The following is a 17,482-nucleotide window of genomic DNA, read 5'->3' on the forward strand; positions in this document are numbered from 1 at the left end:
GAAAATAATGATCTTTGCAAACAAAATAACTACAAAGAGGTATGCGAAAGAACTTCCAATCCGGGCAACATGCCGTGTTCAATAAATTCGAGGGAAGCTCCCCCACCTGTAGAAACAAGAGAAACTCTGTCAGAGACCCCAGCTAAATGGGCAACAGCACCCGCATCTCCCCCACCAATGACACTCACAACATCTTGAAGAGAAGCCATATACCGCGCTATTTCCAACGACCCTTTGTCAAAAGGAGATACTTCGTAGACTCCAACGGGACCATTCCAAAAAATAGTTGCCGATTTAGAAAAAACATCCATAAATAACTGTAGAGTTTTAGGGCCTATATCTAATCCCTCAAGATGAGAAGGAATTCCTTCGTCAATGATCATAGTTTCTACAGCAGCTTCAGCACTAGCTTCCTTAGCAACAACAGCATCAATAGGCAAAAAAACTTTCACTCCCTTATCTTGTGCTTTGCGAAGGATCATCTCAGCCATAGGAGTACCAGATTCCTCACACAAGGATCCTCCAATGTTTTTTCCCAAAGCTTTCAAAAAAGTATATCCCATACCACCAGCCAGTAAAAGATTATCTACCTTATCTAGAAGCGATTCTATAACACCTATTTTTGAAGACACTTTGGCTCCCCCGAGGAGGGCAGAGAAAGGTTTCTTTGGATTTTGAATCAAATTTTGTCCCAAAAACTCCAACTCCTTTTCTACCAAAAATCCTGCAGCAGACCTATTTGGGAAAAACTGAGGAACTACGTACACTGAGGCATGCTTTCTATGCGATGTTCCAAATGCATCATTAACGTAAAAGTCTCCGTAGGAAGCTATGTTGGCGGCAAATTCTGGGTGTTTTTCCGGATGTTTTTCCCCATCATGGAAGCGGAGATTTTCCAATAGCAGCACCCTTTCCGAAGGTAATTCTGCAACAGCTGCAGCAACCTCATCTCCCACACAATCAGACGCTAAAGGCACAGGGAACCCTAAAAAATCAGATAGTCTTTTGGCTACAGGACGAAGACTATAAGCAGTTTCAAAACCATTTCCTTTAGGTCTACCCAAATGGCTCATAATAATTACTGCAGCTTTCTTTTGTAACAAGTAACGAATAGTAGGGAGGGCTGCCTTAATACGCGTATCATCTAAAATCTTGCCATCTCTTAGAGGAACATTGAAATCCACCCTGACAATAACTCGTTTACCTTCTGGAGATAAATCTCTTACAGATAAAAAGCTTTCTTTCATACTACTATCCTTGAATTGCCATTAGTGTAAGACATCGCTACAAATTAGCATGGATGATGCCTTTGAAACTCTTTGAGTTCCCTTCTAACCAAAAACCGCTCTTAAAGCAAAGAAAAAGACTACAGAAAAGAAGGCTCCTGCAGGAACGGTGATAAACCATGACATTATGATATCTTTAATAATATTCAAATTTATAGCACGTATACCTCTAGCAATGCCTATTCCTAGAACAGCACCAACGACTACATGCGTAGTGGAAACAGGAAGTCCTAAAGCAGAAGCTAAAGCTATGGTAAGCGAAGAACCAAAACCGGCAGAAAACGCCCTAGAAGGCGTTAACTCAGTAATCTTACAACCCACTGTTTCTATCACCCGCCAGCCCCAGGTAGCCAATCCAATAATGAGGACAACGCCTCCCACTCCCATCAACATTGAGACCATTACTGGTGAGTACCTATGAGGGTACAATACCTTAATTACAGCAAGCAAAGGAGCAATCGCATTAGCAACATCGTTAGACCCATGGGCAAAAGCCATGAAGGCTGCGATAACAATTTGTAAATAAGCAAAAATCCTTTCCACCAACAAGTACTTTATTCCGTAATCTCCACCTCGAATCTTTAGTCTTTCCGTCAATGATCCCTCCACCGGAGATGAAGATATAGTCTGACTTTTTCTCATTCGCAGTAAGAAAAAACAAAAAGCAAAGGCTAACATTCCTGTACCCAGGACAACAGCTCCCCGCTCGTAAAAGGATAGCTTCGAAGCATAACTACTTCCTCCCAGAACGATAGCTGTCATAGTAGAAAGGATTACTAGAGCCATCAAAGGCGCAACTCTAACAACTGCCCGAACGGGATCAGATTTATAAAAGACTGTCTTGCGAATGATAGTAAAGACCAGGTGCGCAATACTTCCGCCCAAGATAGGGGAAACCAGCCACCCAGATACTATAGACCCTACAGCTCCCCAGCGAATAAACAACCCCTTCCCTACGGACAAACCAGAACCTATAACAGCTCCAATAATGGAATGAGTCGTGGACACAGGCCAACCGAAGAAGGATGCTAGCTGAAGCCAGACACCTGTAGCCAATAGCGTAGAGGTCATGGCAAAAACGTACTCCAAGGAGCTTCCCGTATATTTGGAAAGATCTATTATCTGCCCCTCGATAGTTCCCGCTACACGGTTACCTAGAAATATAGCGCCCAAGAGCTCAAAGATCGCGGCTACAACAACCGCTTGTCTTAAAGTCAATACCCCAGAACCAACACTAGTCCCTACAGCATTCGCTACATCGTTGGCCCCAATGTTCCATGATGCATAACAACTGCAGAGAACAATAAAACATAGAAGATAAAACATAGAAAACGACTTACTTGTCTTCCAAAGTCATATTGATTCTATTCGCTAACTTCTCTGAAGCATCAGAAACCCCTGCTGTACGCTTAATAACCCTGAGCCAAAGGTACAAATACTTCTCCGTCATCACTAAATCATCGTGGAATAAAACTTTCATCAATTTTCTTTGTAAAACATCTGCTTGGTGCTCAGCCTTGGCAACATCTTTGACATACTCTCTAGCTTTATCAGCTTTGCGACCTCCAAAAGAGCTTTCTAACAATTGGTTAAACTCTTGAATAAGAGTTGCTGCTATGCCAAAGGCTTCCAAATTCTTATCCAGGAAGTCAAAAAAAATAGCCTCAAATTCTTCAAGAAAAGTCAATTGCTTGACTGTCAACAAAATTCCCACATCCTCGGCAGCATCGGCAATACTATCTTGCACAGAGATAATTTCCAATAAATCCACTCGAGAAACGGGAGTAAATATGCCCATAGGCAAATGATTTCGCATATCATTCTTGATACAATCTGCTTGGTACTCTTTTTCAGAAATGTCCTGAGCGATTTCCTCTACTTCTGAATACCGTCTGTCCCGTACAGCGGAAAAAATCTCCGGCAACAAAGAAACACACTCCACAACAACCTCTAGGTGCGCTTGGAGAGGCTCAAAAGGAGATTGACCAAAGAGTCTAGCTAGAGTTTGCATAAGAATAACCTTTTTCGCCATAATAGCTATATTTTACGATCTTGTAAATGACTTATGCCCCGTTCTCCAATTCTGCAAGTTGCTGACCTTGATATCTCCCTTGTGAAACACAAAAAAATTTATCCCGTGGTGGAGTCCGTCTCTTTTGATCTGTATAAGCAAAAAACTTTGGCTATTATAGGCGAATCAGGGTCAGGAAAATCGTTAACAGCTCAGGCACTCCTCAGCCTTTTACCCAAAACCCAGTTTCTCATAAAAGGTTTAGCTCTTTATAAACAACAAAATTTGCTCACACTGCCTTCAAAAGTGACAAGAACAATTCGTGGAAATAGGATTGCTATGATTTTTCAGAATCCTATGGCCTCTTTAAATCCTGTGTACACCATAGAACATCAGCTAACTGAAGTCGTATACACCCACCTTGGCATACCCTCGCATTCTATTCGTGAGCTTCTATTGCATGCCCTTCAGGAGACACGTATTCAAAACCCCGATCAGTGTCTCAAATCTTACCCTCACCAACTTTCTGGAGGTATGCTGCAAAGGATATGTATAGCCATGGCTCTTCTGTGCCGTCCAGACATCCTGATAGCAGATGAGCCTACGACAGCGTTGGATGTCTCTGTCCAACACCAAATCCTTTCCTTGCTCAGAGATTTACAGGATAAAACAGGCATGGCAATTCTCATAATTACTCACAATATGGGCGTCGTAGCAGAAATTGCCGACGATGTAATAGTCCTGTATGCTGGTAGAACTATTGAAAAAGGTTCTGTCCAACAAATTTTCGATAACCCCTCTCACCCCTATACGCAAGCACTCTTTGCTTCAAGACCTAATTTAGTAGGACAAGTGAACACTTACCTAACAACTATGAAAGGATCCCCACCCCACCCTACACAATATCCGTCGGGGTGTCGTTATCACCCACGCTGCCCCAAAGTTATGGAAAAATGCAAGCAATGCCCCCCATCAAATATTGCTATTGGTGACAAACATGAGGTGAAATGTTGGCTGTATGATTACTAAACCATTGTTACTCAACGTTGCAGATCTGAAGAAATATCACTACAAAAGCTCAGGATTGTTTGCAAGCAAACAAATCATAAAATCCGTAGACGGCATCTCCTTCACCATGAAACATGGGCGAATCTTAGGAATTATAGGCGAATCAGGGTCAGGAAAAACTTCTCTAGCGTTAATGCTTGCCGGCTTATCCATACCTACCTCAGGCTCTGTGTTCTTCGATGGTATCAATGTACATAAGCCTCAAAAAACAGAAATCCCTATTCTAAGAAAAGAAATCCGAATGGTATTTCAAGATCCCTTTTCTTCTCTCAATCCAAGAAAAAACATCCTCAGCAATTTGGGAGAAATTCTTTTGCGCCAACGAATAGCTAAAAATAAAGACGAACAAATCCAACTTGTAACAAGCGCTCTTAACAAAGTTGGCTTACCGGACTCCGTCCTATACATGTATCCTCACCAACTTTCCGGTGGGCAACAACAACGATTATCTATAGGGAGAGCTATCATAGGGAAACCTAAATTAATTATCTGTGACGAAATTGTTTCCGCATTGGACCTCTCCACACAAGCACAAATCCTGAATATGCTCAAAGACTTGTATATTTCATTAGGGATTAATTACCTGTTCATCTCCCATGATTTGGCTGTGGTTAGACATTTTTGTTCGGACATCATCATCATGTATCGAGGGAAAATTATGGAAACCGGAAGTACAGAAAGCGTCTTTCAAAGTCCCAAGCATCCGTACACCAAGTTACTATTGAACTCTCAACCAGCAGCAACCCCTAATCAAGCAAGAAGCCGGGCTCCCAATCCTTTCGAGTTAACTACCCCCAGTGACACTCCCAGCCCAGAAGGATGTCCCTTTTACTCGCGTTGCCCCTTCAGAAAAAAGCTATGCAAAACAGGACCTATACCAAGAAAAACCGACCTCTTACAGACATACGATTGTATTTGCTAACCCGTCTCTCAAACACCACACAGCATGTCACGAAGATACCTTCGATAGGAGCGTCTCCAGCTCTGTGAATTGCTTCTCATTTTCAAAGTGAATAGAGATAACCCCCCTACCCCCCTTAGATCGAACAGTAACTTTAGAAGAAAACACCGACGAAAGCTTCTCGGTCGCTGAAGTTATCTGCTCTTCAGGAATATTACGTAAAACAATATCCTCTCCAACAAAAGCAGAAACTCTCGCAGATTCTCCACTCTTGAGCATCTTCTTAGCCAGTATTTCAGCTTCCCTAACTGCCAATCCTTCTTTCACAATTGCCTGAACCAGCTCTTTCCTAAGGGGAAGATCTTCCAACATCAGGACAACCTTAGCATGCCCTAATGATAGACTGCCTTCGCGAATGTACTGCTTTATACAGTCTCCCAAGGTAAGTAGCCGTAAGTAATTAGCAACTGTAGAACGTTTCTTCCCCACCTTTTTGGCCACCTGATCTTGAGTCAAACCAAAAACATCTATCAGCTTTTTAAAAGCCTCTGCCATTTCCATCGGGTTAAGATTAACCCTCTGAAGATTTTCAATCAAAGTAGCTTCTGCAGCAACCTGGTCCTTAGATGCCCGCACCAATACGGGAATAGTCGTAAATCCAGCCAATGCAGAAGCTCTCCAACGACGCTCCCCAGCAATAAGTTCGTAATATAAAACCTTACCCCCACTCTTTATCTCCCTAACAACCGGGGGTTGAATAAGACCAACGGAGCGAAGAGACTGAGCCAATTCTCCCAGCTCTTCCTCCGAAAAGTGCTTCCTTGGTTGAAATGGACTTACGCGAATAGATTCAATCGATACCTCTACTACTCTGTCTTCAAAATCTTTATCCACAGCGGCTAGACTCCTTATCCTCCATCAAGAGATTTCCATCATATAGGGAATATTTTTTTGTAGGCTATTGTTTACTCACAAATGTAAGCTTATCCCGAACGTTTACGAAAAAAATACTTCCTTATAGACTGAAAGACTACAGAAAAGGTACCTCATTATGCAAGAAAACAGAGCCTGTAAAACACGAAAAAATTTTTTCTCTCTTCAAGGAATCTTCCTTTGTCTTTGCGTTAGCGCTACGTTATTAACGAGCGTCCTATTGCAAAAAGAATATCGATACCGTAAAAAAATCATTAGCGACTACGATTGTTTTTTTTCTTCCTTTCTACAGTGTTCTCGTATAAAGCTCCCTCAGATAGAGGCCCCTTTCCTTAAAGCAGAAAAGATTTTCTGCCAGCGATCGAGTCAATTAGCCTCCTACTCTCACTTTCTAGCTTCGACGTCCTTTCTTGCAGGAGATAGACAAAAAGGCTCTTTGTACAACAACGTAGCGTATAACAACGCTTCCATGCTGTTTAATGCACCCAAAATTGCAGCCTTACAGAACAACATCATCCTTGCTCAAACTCAAGAAAACTTCTCCGAGGCCCTTCAACTAACTAAACAACTACTGCAGGACTTGTCCAAAGATAAAAGCTCCTACCCGCACCTCTACTTCTGTTCCTTGCTGCGCGCCGCTTACCTAAGCAATAAAGCAGGAGTCGACGCCAGAAACTTCAAAAAAGAAATAAAGAATCACCCTCTGTACAGTTCTTATTGTAGTTTCTTGGATCAAAAATATTGGAAGTTTGCCAATTACATGGAAAGTCTCTAGGAATATGCACATTGTTCTAGCTTATCGAAGAGTGTCTTTCTCTTCCAATCCCAGATACCTGGAGGCTTTGAAACAGCAACTGCTGTTCTGCAAAGAGCATTTTTCTTCGCTTACGTCAACCTCTTCTTTTCAACGCAAACAACGATTCTTCTCTTGCTTGCCAAATGAGATCTCCGTAACTTTTGATCATGCCTCAGCAGACTTTTACTTTTCTATATTCCCTTTCCTTCGCACACACGAAATCCCAGCCACAGTAGGTGTAGCTTGGAGATACATACCCCCTGATCATCTGGCAGAAAACTGCTCCCCATCAACCCGGATCAATATTCCTGAATCTTTGTCATTTCAAGACGAAATATTCTCTTCTTTCGCCCCCTTTTGCTCTCCTTGCGAACTATCTCAGCTAGCCGCTGCGCCTAACATTTTTCTAGCTTCTCACGGAATCGGGGTCCGCAACTTGATTCACACACCCCCTTATCTTCACGGAGAGGTTATCCTCTCGAAAAGAAACTTAGAAAAACTATTACAAATTCCTGTCTCATCTTTTATATACCCTTTCGGGAGATATGACTCTCACGTAGATAAGTTGGTACGCCAACACTACAAAACATCTTTTATACTTGGCAATACTTGGAATACTTCTCCTAAAAAGCACTTAGTTTACAGGATGGAAATGCGCTCAGTGGAAGACATAGAAGCTTTTCTGTCCATTAGAACTCGCGTATCTTGCATACGCAATTGGATCAAGGCCCTTTCCTCCAACCTCATAAGAAAAGTTTCAAAGCAATCCTCAAAAACTCTTTAGGAAAGAAATGCCAATAATTCCTCAAAAGTCCTAAGAAAAGTCTCTATATCTTCATCGTCATTGTAAAGACCCAAGGATACCCTCAACATCTGAGGAACTCCCCACCTACGCATTGCTGGCTGTGCGCACAAATGACCCGTTCGCACAGAAATTCCTCGAGCATCTAAAAGCGCTCCCATGTCCATTGGGTGCACCTTATCCATAGTTATACTGATTAGAGATCCTCGAGGAACTCCCTTACCTGGACCTACAACAGTTACCCCAGGTATTGCGAGCAAAGTTTCTAAAATTCTCTGGGTAAGCAAAGATTCTTTCTCAGAAATTTTTTTTAAACCTAAGGCACCTAGGTACTCCACGGCCTTGCCCATGCCTATCACTTCAGCTATAGGGGGAGTCCCTGCTTCAAATTTTAAAGGAGCAGGCTGAAAAAGAGTATCTTCCGACGCATAAACATCTACCATATCTCCCCCTCCAAAAACTGGAGGTAAAATTTCCAATAAACTTCTCTTTCCATAAAGAACACCCACTCCTGTGGGACCATACATCTTGTGACTAGAAAAAGTCATGAAATCCACATCTATCATCCGCACGTCTATAGATTGATGTGCAATGGATTGAGCTGCATCAAGACAAAGTAAAGAGTCATAACGACGGACAAGAGAAACAATCTCTGCCAAAGGCTGGATGGCTCCAGATACATTGCTAACATGGGCTATACTAACAAGAGCCGCACCCTGCCTAAGTAAAGATTCTAAGTGATCCAAACGAATAATCCCTTGTTCGTCCACCTGCACCTTAGCAACAGAGTGTCCAACCCTCTTGGCCGCTAATTCCCAGGAAAGAACATTTGCATGATGTTCGACTTCTGATACAACTACAGGGCCTTTTTTACTCAAGAAAGAATCATTGAAGGCTATAGCCAATTGATTTAACCCCGCAGTACAACCTCCAGTAAAAACAACCTCTTCAGAAAATTCAGCGTTGATAAAATCTTTAACCCTATCTCGAACTCTGGAATAAGCCTCTGTAACTGAAGAGGAAGCTTGATATATCCCTCGATATACCGTTCCATAATAGCACGAATAAAATCGAGACATCTCCTCTATTACGCATGAAGGCTTGTGCGTGGTGGCTGCAGAATCTAAATACACACATGAGGAAGACTGCTCTTCCCTTTGGTGAAAAATAGGAAAATCTGCTTTCCCTAAAGAAGGCTGTAAAACCTTTTCCCCGTCCCTAATCAAAACAAGCACCTTCTGGTTTCGGATGCAGAAAACCTTCCAAAAATACCTCCTTGGCCCTATCTTCCGAGATCCCCCGAGATCTCATAAAAAAAATAACACTCTCGTCAGGCTTCCCTACCGTAGCGCCATGAGACGCTTTTACGTTATCTGTAAAAATTTGAAGTCTTGGAATAGTAACAACAGATGCTGACTCTTCTAGCAGTAAACTATCATGTTTTTGATAAGCCTCTGAGGCTTCACAATCAGGATCTATTACAATATCTCCTTCAAAAGAAAAACTAGATCCCTCACGCAAAAGAGATTTTATAGTCTGCCTAGAACCTGTTTCTGCCGCCTTGTGAAGCATTGCCACCTTTAAAAAAAGCTTTTTAGGATCTTTAACGGATCCCAAAACTTCAGCGTAAGCTCGAGATCCCAGTAATTGATACCTACAATCAAGAACTCCCGAAGAGAAATTGTTTTCTCGAGAGCAAACGTAAGTTAAAATTGAGGACCTCTCTTGCATTAAAGCCGAAACGGACCAAATCTGAGAGGATTCATTAGCTAAACAAACTTCAAAGGACCCTAAAATATTTGTCGAATAGATTTCGCTGCCAAAATACAAATCAACCACTGAAAGCCTGTCAGCAACAATATTTAATACCCCGCTAATTATACTGTTAGAGCCAGACAACACCTTCCCCCTGCCTAGGAATATCTCTACAGGAAGGACATTAAGGGCAGCCGATGCTTTTGTGGATAACGCTACAGTAACAGCAGGAAGAGCTATGCTCTTCTTGTTGTTAGAGGGAGTTTCTAAGACAATATTTCTGATAATTATAGGGTCTTTAATCACATGTTCCTCAGGGATGTAAAGGAAAGCTGCCTCATCCAGAAAACTAGCGTTCAAGCAGTGAACAGGGCTCTTAATGTTCGTTAACCCTTCTTTATGCAACTGAAAAAAACTTTGATAAAACCCCCTAGCCTCTTTCATAGACAAAAGCAAACAACCCTCAGGAATATTGGATAAGAGAGGTTCAAACGATCCATTGACAAAAGTGCAACTCCAGCCAGGAAGCCGATTTATTCGCCCTTCCTGTATAAGCTCCGCAAGTTCTCCCTTGTTTAAGAAGCTTCGAAGATACCCCTCATCATCGCTAATATCACAAACTTTCACCCAAGAAATGCTACGCAAACAATTCTTGTACTCTTCATTCTCCAAGTACTGACTAGTTTCAAATTGTCTTTTAGTTATTTCCTTAGGTAGGGATAATACTTGTGTCATGCCAGTGTTCCCTCTTCTAATCGAAGCATTTCTTTTTCATCAAAGATGGCATCGTACCCCCGCTGCTCCAGCTGATGAACCATTCTGGCATCTCCTGAATAAACGACTTTACCTCGACCAAGAAGATGGACATAAGTAGGATTTAGCAGAGATACTATTTTCGGATTATGCGTGATAACACACAAAGAGGATGCCGCATGTATGCCCATATACTTTTTAACGGCGTTACAGATAAATTGTAGAGCATCAATATCCAGACCAGAGTCGGGTTCATCTAAAATCGCTAGTCTTGGCTCCAAAACCAACATTTGCAAAATTTCATTTTTCTTTCGCTCACCACCAGAAAACCCTTCATTAACAGAACGTTGCATGAGAGACCCATCAGGAATAAACTCATAACGTGCACAGGTCTCTGCCAAAAAACGCTTAAACTCGTCTGCGTCCAATTTACTTCGTCCCCTAGCTTCAGCACAAGCATTGTATGCTTCCCTTAAAAAAAATTCGTTAGCAACACCAGGAATTTCTGGTGGTTGCTGAAAACCCACGAATATGCCTTTCCGAGCTCGCTCTTCAGGATCAGCTTCTGAAATATCCTCTCCATAAAAAGTAATTTTACCAGAAACAACCTGGACTGAACTCTCTCCAGACAACACCTTCGTTAACGTAGACTTCCCAGCCCCGTTAGGGCCCATAATGATATGAATCTCTCCAGGAGCGATTTCTAAAGATAAATCTTTAAGAATATCTACACCCTCATAACTCGCTTGGAGATGCTTTATTTCCAACATGTTAGCCCACACTGTTTTCTAATTTAAGTAGCAATAATTTTTTCGACTCTTCCGCAAACTCCAGAGGCAACTCGCGAAAAATTTTCTCACAAAAACCATTAATAACTAATCCTATAGCGTCCTCTGCACTCAATCCCCGACTCCGCAAATAAAATAATTGATCCTGTCGAAGTCTAGAAGTTGTTGCTTCGTGTTCCACGGAAGCTGTGCTGTTTTTTACCTCTATGGAAGGAAATGTATGGGCTCCACACTGGGTCCCTACAAGCATGGAATCGCATTGTGTGTAGTTATGCACATACGCGGCCCCTGGAGCCACCATTACTTGACTACGAAAAGTATTTTGTGAACGATCTGCAGATATCCCTTTGGACACTATCGTAGAGGAAGAATTTTTGCCTATATGAATCATTTTCGTCCCCGTGTCGGCCTGCATCCTGCCCCCGGTCAGAGCTACGGAGTAAAATTCTCCTATACTATGTTCTCCCTTCAAAATACAGCTTGGATATTTCCAAGTAATCGCCGCACCCGCTTCCACTTGAGTCCACGATATTTGAGACCTAACCCCTTCACATAATCCTCGCTTCGTAACAAAATTGTAAACACCTCCCTTACCAGTTTTCCGATCCCCAGCGTACCAATTTTGTACTGTAGAGTATTTAATGCGCGCCCTAGATTTTGCTACCAACTCAACAACCGCAGCATGCAACTGGTTAGAAGAATAGGAAGGAGCCGTACAACCTTCCAGATAACTGACAAAAGAATCCTCCTCTGCAACAATCAATGTTCTCTCGAATTGTCCAGACTCCTTATCGTTGATGCGAAAATACGTAGAGATTTCCATAGGACAAGAAACTCCTTTGGGGACATACACAAAAGACCCATCCGTAAACACCGCTGCATTAAGTGCTGCAAAAAAATTATCTCGATAAGAAACTACACTGCCTAAATATTTTCTTATCAAATCAGGGTGATTCTGGACGGCTTCGGAAAATGAACAAAAAATAACACCCGCTCGTTCCAAAGTCTCCTTGAAAGTTGTTCCTATGGATACGGAGTCAAAAACCAAATCTACAGCAACATTCAGTAGACGCTTTTGTTCATCAACGGGAATCCCCAACTTTTTAAACGTTTCTAAAACCTCTGGGTCTGCATCTTCTAATCGTCCTAACTTGCCCTTGGTCTTGGGAGCCGTAAAATACACTATATCTTGATAATCAATACCATCCCTAACCAGATTAGCCCATGCAGGCTCCCGTAATCCCTGCCAATAGCGGAAAGCTTTAAGACGAAAATCCGTAATAAAGCCCGGCTCCTGGCGAAGCGCTGAAATCTTCTCGACCATCTCCGCTGAAAGTCCTTTTCCTAAACTTTCAGTCTCTACGGCAGTAGAAAATCCGTAGCGATACTCTTCCCTTTCCTTCAAGATAGCATTAATGTCTTGCTCACTCATAAAGCTCGGAATTTTTATTTTACATCGAAGATTCTTCTCCAACTGGGGAAGACCAGGGAAAAGTATACCACACCAGTAGTTTTTGGAATAAACAAAGAAAGCCCAGGGCGCGGAAAGCGCTCTGGGCTTCAAAAGACAAGGGTTAAACCCTCATGAAGTCAAGATTCAACCTCTCCAAGGAAACCCCCTAAAGAGGCGACGGTGAACTTATATCACACAACCATTTTTTACGAAAATTATTCTTCCAACAAATAAAAAAATAATTCCTAAAGCACCTTTTTACCCAGAGGAAGTGGAAAAGAACCAGTCGTTACAGCCTTCTCTAGTAAAGGCGCAAATTGAGATTCTTTTGAAGAAAGAAAAGCCAATTCTTTGAGCGCCTTCTCAGCATCTCCTTTCATATGATATAAGTACCCCAATAAATAATGGGCTCTTTCGTGATCCAGATTGATAGCCAAAGCCTTGTTGAAGGCATCAAAAGCATGCCTATCTTGTTTCAAATCCATATAAGACAATCCCACATAAAAATGCGCGTCAGCGTCTTCCTCGTTGAGATGTAAGGCTTCTCGAAAAGCTTTTAAAGCTAACTTTGTTTTGTCCAGAGTCAAATAACACAATCCCAGATTATAATGACCATCTGCCAAATCCGGGCGCAAACGAACCACCCTCTCGTAAGCTTCAGCAGCTCGTATCCACTCCTTGCCCTTGGATAATAAATACCCTAATTTGATCCATCCCTTCCAGTATAGCGGGTTCTTTTTCACTGTCGTTTCTAAAACTCTAACCGCCTCTTCTTCCCTGTCCATATCTGATAGAATTACAGCCTTGTTGTAAAGACTTTGAGGATTCCAGGGATCGACAGCTAAAATTTTGTCAAAGCAGTCCATAGCTTTCCCGTAATCCTTCAGCTTATGGTAAGCACTCCCCAAACTAAACCAACATTCGGAATCCTCAGGATGCAGATCTATATACATGTGGTACTGTTCAACAGCCTCCTCTAGACGATTATTTCTATCCAAAGCCACCCCATAACAGTAGCGAAGATAACTGTCGCAAGGATCAAACTCTAACCCAAGAGAACACCACTTTAAAGCCTCCTCTGCTCGCCCTGTTTCTAGACAAATAATCCCCAGGTAGCAATATGCCAAAGCAGACTCTGAATCTAAGGAAAGAACTTCTTTTAACCTCTCTTCAGACTGGGAGTACTCCCCACTCAAAAATAAATTAATTCCCGAACATAAATATTCTTTTGCCAGCTGGGATTTTGACAATTCGTCCATGACAGTGTTTCTCCTTCAAAAAGCTTTTCACTTCTGGAGAAAGCAATTACCGTGCCAAAAACGATTTTTTTAAAGATTTAATAGAATTACTTCTGAGCTGATCTAATTTTTTCCCATTTATCAATCATTTTCAAAGCCATAGGAGCCGCGTCCTTACCAAACTCTCCTAGTCGCAAATACACAATAACCACAATATCTGGATTTTGAAGCTCTTCATCTTTAAACCCTACAGCACCAAACCAAACATGCTTCATCTTCATTAACCCATGCTCCCGATCTAATCCTGTTCTAACTAAAGATTCTGCCGTACTGGTTTTTCCTATCACCCTAAGAAGAAAATCTTTAGGGAAAAGACCCCTCACTGATCTTGCGGTGCCATACTTCCCCCAAATAACATTTTGCATCCCCTTCTTGAATAAAACAGCAAGTTCATCAGGCATAAAAATTTCTCTTCTAACAAAGCTTCTTGCAGGAATGTACGCACCCCCATCCCATTCTCCCATCAACAAGTGCGGGACAAATAATTTTCCTCCGTTTACAAGAGACGCCATCATCACAGCTGTCTGCAAAGGAGTAACTGTCAACGTGTGCTGACCTATGGCCATTGCGTACAATCCTGACCGATTATAAGAAGTATCTCTGGGAATATATCCGGCAAATTCCCCAGGCAAATCTAAACCTGAAGATTCGCCAAAACCGAACAAGCTCGCTGCTGCACATAAATCTTCAGGGTCTTCCAAAAAATCCCCTACCATGAGAGAAAAATAGGGGTTACTAGACATTTCTAAAGCTTTAATCAAATCCATAGAACCTCGTCCAGAATAATCGTTGCCAGGAAGAACTCCTCCTCGATAAAAATTGGGAACAGGAGAACCGTCAGGGAAAAAACCTATGTGAGATTTTTTAGCCCGAAATCCTTCACTATTCTTATCTACTAAAATCAATAGCCTTGTTAAATCTTGTTGATCAGACACCCCTTCAAGAACTCTTTGAAAGAGAACAGAATAAGCAGAAACCAATTTGAATATAGACCCCAGAGTAGTTGCCTGTCTAAACGCATGCGACCTCAAATATCCAAAACCGTATGTCGGATAACATAGAGCAAATAGATCTTGCTCCGTAGGTTCTTTATTCTTGAGAAGAGAAACTGGGTATTTTCCCAACAAAGGTCTGCGAAGATCTGAAAAAGAGCGAAAAGCAGCTAAAAAAAGTCCAATATCCTCTGAGGAAATATCACTCAAACAATTTTTCAAAAAGAGATAGTGATCTCGCCAAGGCAAAGCCATGTGCGCCCCCTTTTCTAGCTCTTCCCTCCATGCTCCCATAGCAAGAACAAATGGCTCGATCTCCGAAGAAATGTTCTTCTGCTCTCCTGTCAACAAAAACAGCATCAACCTTGTCATATGCTGATCGACAAACTTTTGAAACAAAAGCCTCTTCTCCACGTCTAAGTAATCAATATAAGGTGTGGGGAACCTTTGTTTTCTTACTCGTTCTTGCTCTCTCTTTTGAACAAGCAATGCAGAAAAATTCTTGCATCGCCATTCTCTAAAATGCGTTTCTACAAAAACATCCTCCATTAGCTTTTCAAAAGCACTCTTGAGCGCTATGTACCTTCCCTCCATCTCTGAAAAAGAAAATAGAGACACCCTTTGTAAACATTCTTGAGAAATTCCTGCGAATCTTTTGGGCTCTACACACAACCGAAACAAATCAGCTAAAAGAATCTTGTCGTAATTAGCTGACAGCTCTTTGAAAAATGGTGCTAAAGAATCCTTTAGCTCCTCTATTTTCTCCCTATTATCCAAAAGGCAATTTTTAAGATCCTTTTGATCAGAAAGAGAAACCACTTCACCAGATAAGACGTTCCCTTCTTCTTCCGTGTATATGGCATCGAAAACAGCCGAAGCTGAATGTAATCCACTTTCGGAAAAGATACTCATAAGCGCTTCTATAAAGAATTGGATATCGATAGCTCGCTCGATAGTGGCATTATCACAAAAAACTTTCTTTACTAAAGAAGCTTCGGGAAGAATAAAATCTAAGTAATATCTTAGAGAAAGAAAAGTTTCCTCAAAGTATTGCTCATTTTTCAGAACATCTCTACGCTCCCTTTGAAGAGAGGTTTTGAAATCTCTAAGCTCTGAAATATGCAAAGAATTTTCTAACCATCGACATACAGACGATTTCATTTCTTCTCCTTCAATATCTGAAGAAGATCGTAGATTTATAAAATCATTTAAGTCACATCGAGGAGATGAAGCCATAGCTAAAATTTCCCCGCTGTTGGGATCAAGAGCCACAATAGCTCCTCCTTTTATCCAAGGAAATAACGGGGGGAGTTTTTTTTGTTTCCTCAAAGAACTTACTGATCGCAACATCTCGTTGCGCTCATGTTCTAGCAATAATTCATCTGCAAATGCTTGCAATTCAGAAGAAATAGTCAAAGTTAATTTCTTGCCTGGAACCGTTTCGCAACTTTCTTGGGGAAGCTCACGAATAAAATTTCCTCTACGATCGACAAGATAAGCCTTTTTCCCATATGAACCTCTTAATTTTGAATCATAAAAGGCCTCTATACCCATCTTCCCGACCAGAGCGTTGACGTCATAAGCATTCCCCTCCAACTGACGAAGTTTAGAAGCCACTTCATCCACACTTGAACATCCCTTTGGAAATGCAGGCTCCTCTCCGTCCTCATACGCACGAAGGCATTCACGCAACTTTGCTAATTCCTCTGTTATATGCCTATATTCCGAAGAACTAATAGGACCTATATATCCTATTAAATCTGCGGCAGTCTTCCCTAACGGGTAATGTCTAGAAGCCACCCTCTCAGCATGTAGCCCCGGCCAATCTTTTTCTAACATCTTAAATCGCAAGTAGGAGCGTTCCGAAATATTGGACTTGATTAGAAATGGGATATTCCCCAAAACAGAAGCTTTCGAGTGAATGAGATCTTCTATATGCTCTCTATCAAGGTGCAGCTCATCTGCTAGTAGAGCTGCCAGCCTAGTTATGTATTCCTTTCTAACAGGAATTCGCACTTTTTTCCCTTTGGAATCTAAGCGCCAAGCACCTATAGGGAGCTCCTTAATTCCACCATAAGAAACGCTCACGTTGTATTGCACTTTATTAGTAGCTAAAACTGTTCCAAACCGATCACATACAGTTGCTCTATCAGCTTGAAGAGGAAGCACTCTTTTTTGAGGCTTATAAGCTTCCTCAGTCTTCACATCATGCTCAACTACAGCAAGATGCCACAAACGGAATACTATGACAGCAAATACTATCAATATTCCCGAAAGTAATCTGTTAGCTTTTTCTGAAACAGATGGTGATGGCCTACTTCGCCGCTTCATAATTTGTACAAACGCATTTCATGCACAGTAATAAAAGCCCTAAATTTATTCATTTCTAAAATTTTTTATTAACAAAAAGCAGAAGTGCAAAAAAAAATTCCCATTCTTCGCTGTCAAACCTATAAAGGTTTGACAGCGAGAACTTTACAAAAGATTTCGAGATAAAAACCAGAAAAAAAACGATCGAAAATTCCAAAAAAATTCGACAGGATTTTCAAAAAAAACCAAATAATTTTGGCGTCACATCTTTACTATAAAGAGAAAAGTTTGCTATGTTTGCGACTAATACGCTTGGTGTTCATGCGATAAGGTTGT

14 protein-coding genes are annotated in these 17,482 nt (G+C 41.5%); 4 read left to right on the forward strand and 10 right to left on the reverse strand.

Features of this window, described 5'->3' with window-relative positions; genetic code table 11:
• Window positions 1-29: 29 nt before the first annotated feature.
• The 3 genes from KJA62_RS04370 to KJA62_RS04380 form a co-directional block, all read right to left on the reverse strand.
• Window positions 30-1,247, reverse strand: coding sequence for a phosphoglycerate kinase (locus KJA62_RS04370; RefSeq protein WP_213318790.1), 1,218 nt, complete (start codon window positions 1,245-1,247; stop codon window positions 30-32).
• Window positions 1,248-1,331: 84 nt separating this feature from the next.
• Complete coding sequence (locus KJA62_RS04375) at window positions 1,332-2,612, reverse strand: inorganic phosphate transporter (protein ID WP_213318791.1); 1,281 nt, start codon at window positions 2,610-2,612, stop codon at window positions 1,332-1,334.
• Between the two features lie 10 nt (window positions 2,613-2,622).
• Window positions 2,623-3,297 carry a TIGR00153 family protein gene (locus tag KJA62_RS04380; protein ID WP_213318974.1) on the reverse strand — a complete coding sequence of 225 codons (675 nt, stop codon included), beginning with the start codon at window positions 3,295-3,297 and terminating at the stop codon, window positions 2,623-2,625.
• Between the two features lie 54 nt (window positions 3,298-3,351).
• Between KJA62_RS04380 and KJA62_RS04385 the strand changes: the two genes are divergently transcribed.
• Window positions 3,352-4,326: an ABC transporter ATP-binding protein gene (locus KJA62_RS04385; protein WP_213318792.1), complete on the forward strand. Its 975-nt coding sequence runs from the start codon at window positions 3,352-3,354 to the stop codon at window positions 4,324-4,326.
• Window positions 4,316-5,287, forward strand: coding sequence for an oligopeptide/dipeptide ABC transporter ATP-binding protein (locus KJA62_RS04390; RefSeq protein WP_213318793.1), 972 nt, complete (start codon window positions 4,316-4,318; stop codon window positions 5,285-5,287). Before KJA62_RS04385 ends, KJA62_RS04390 begins: the two co-directional genes overlap by 11 nt.
• A 27-nt stretch (window positions 5,288-5,314) precedes the next feature.
• Here the strand turns inward: KJA62_RS04390 and KJA62_RS04395 are convergent, their stop codons facing one another.
• On the reverse strand, window positions 5,315-6,160 hold the full coding sequence (locus tag KJA62_RS04395) for a ParB/RepB/Spo0J family partition protein (protein WP_213318794.1): 846 nt from the start codon (window positions 6,158-6,160) through the stop codon (window positions 5,315-5,317).
• A gap of 157 nt (window positions 6,161-6,317) precedes the next feature.
• Between KJA62_RS04395 and KJA62_RS04400 the strand changes: the two genes are divergently transcribed.
• Together KJA62_RS04400 and KJA62_RS04405 are read left to right on the forward strand one after the other, a co-directional pair.
• A complete protein-coding gene (locus KJA62_RS04400; protein ID WP_213318795.1) occupies window positions 6,318-6,974 on the forward strand; it encodes a hypothetical protein in 657 nt (218 codons plus the stop codon).
• A 4-nt stretch (window positions 6,975-6,978) separates the two neighbouring features.
• Entirely contained in the window at window positions 6,979-7,779 is an 801-nt protein-coding gene (locus KJA62_RS04405; RefSeq protein WP_213318796.1) for a polysaccharide deacetylase family protein, read from the forward strand.
• Here the strand turns inward: KJA62_RS04405 and KJA62_RS04410 are convergent.
• The 6 genes from KJA62_RS04410 to KJA62_RS04435 form a co-directional block, all read right to left on the reverse strand.
• The gene (locus KJA62_RS04410) at window positions 7,776-9,020 is read right to left on the reverse strand and encodes a SufS family cysteine desulfurase (RefSeq protein ID WP_213318975.1); all 1,245 of its coding nucleotides are present in this window, start codon (window positions 9,018-9,020) and stop codon (window positions 7,776-7,778) included. The genes KJA62_RS04405 and KJA62_RS04410 overlap by 4 nt on opposite strands.
• Window positions 9,016-10,287 carry a SufD family Fe-S cluster assembly protein gene (locus tag KJA62_RS04415; RefSeq protein WP_213318797.1) on the reverse strand — a complete coding sequence of 424 codons (1,272 nt, stop codon included), beginning with the start codon at window positions 10,285-10,287 and terminating at the stop codon, window positions 9,016-9,018. Before KJA62_RS04415 ends, KJA62_RS04410 begins: the two co-directional genes overlap by 5 nt.
• Window positions 10,284-11,087, reverse strand: a complete 804-nt coding sequence (sufC, locus tag KJA62_RS04420; RefSeq protein WP_425513832.1) for a Fe-S cluster assembly ATPase SufC — start codon at window positions 11,085-11,087, stop codon at window positions 10,284-10,286. Before sufC ends, KJA62_RS04415 begins: the two co-directional genes overlap by 4 nt.
• Window positions 11,077-12,525, reverse strand: a complete 1,449-nt coding sequence (gene sufB / locus KJA62_RS04425) for a Fe-S cluster assembly protein SufB (RefSeq protein WP_213318799.1) — start codon at window positions 12,523-12,525, stop codon at window positions 11,077-11,079. The genes sufC and sufB overlap by 11 nt, the downstream gene beginning before the upstream one ends.
• 266 nt (window positions 12,526-12,791) lie before the next feature.
• Window positions 12,792-13,805 carry a tetratricopeptide repeat protein gene (locus KJA62_RS04430; protein ID WP_213318800.1) on the reverse strand — a complete coding sequence of 338 codons (1,014 nt, stop codon included), beginning with the start codon at window positions 13,803-13,805 and terminating at the stop codon, window positions 12,792-12,794.
• Between the two features lie 86 nt (window positions 13,806-13,891).
• Entirely contained in the window at window positions 13,892-17,167 is a 3,276-nt protein-coding gene (locus tag KJA62_RS04435; RefSeq protein WP_213318801.1) for a penicillin-binding transpeptidase domain-containing protein, read from the reverse strand.
• Window positions 17,168-17,482 lie beyond the last annotated feature (315 nt).

Origin of the sequence: Chlamydiifrater volucris (assembly GCF_902806995.1) — a bacterium.
In the GTDB taxonomy this organism is placed as follows: domain Bacteria; phylum Chlamydiota; class Chlamydiia; order Chlamydiales; family Chlamydiaceae; genus Chlamydiifrater; species Chlamydiifrater volucris.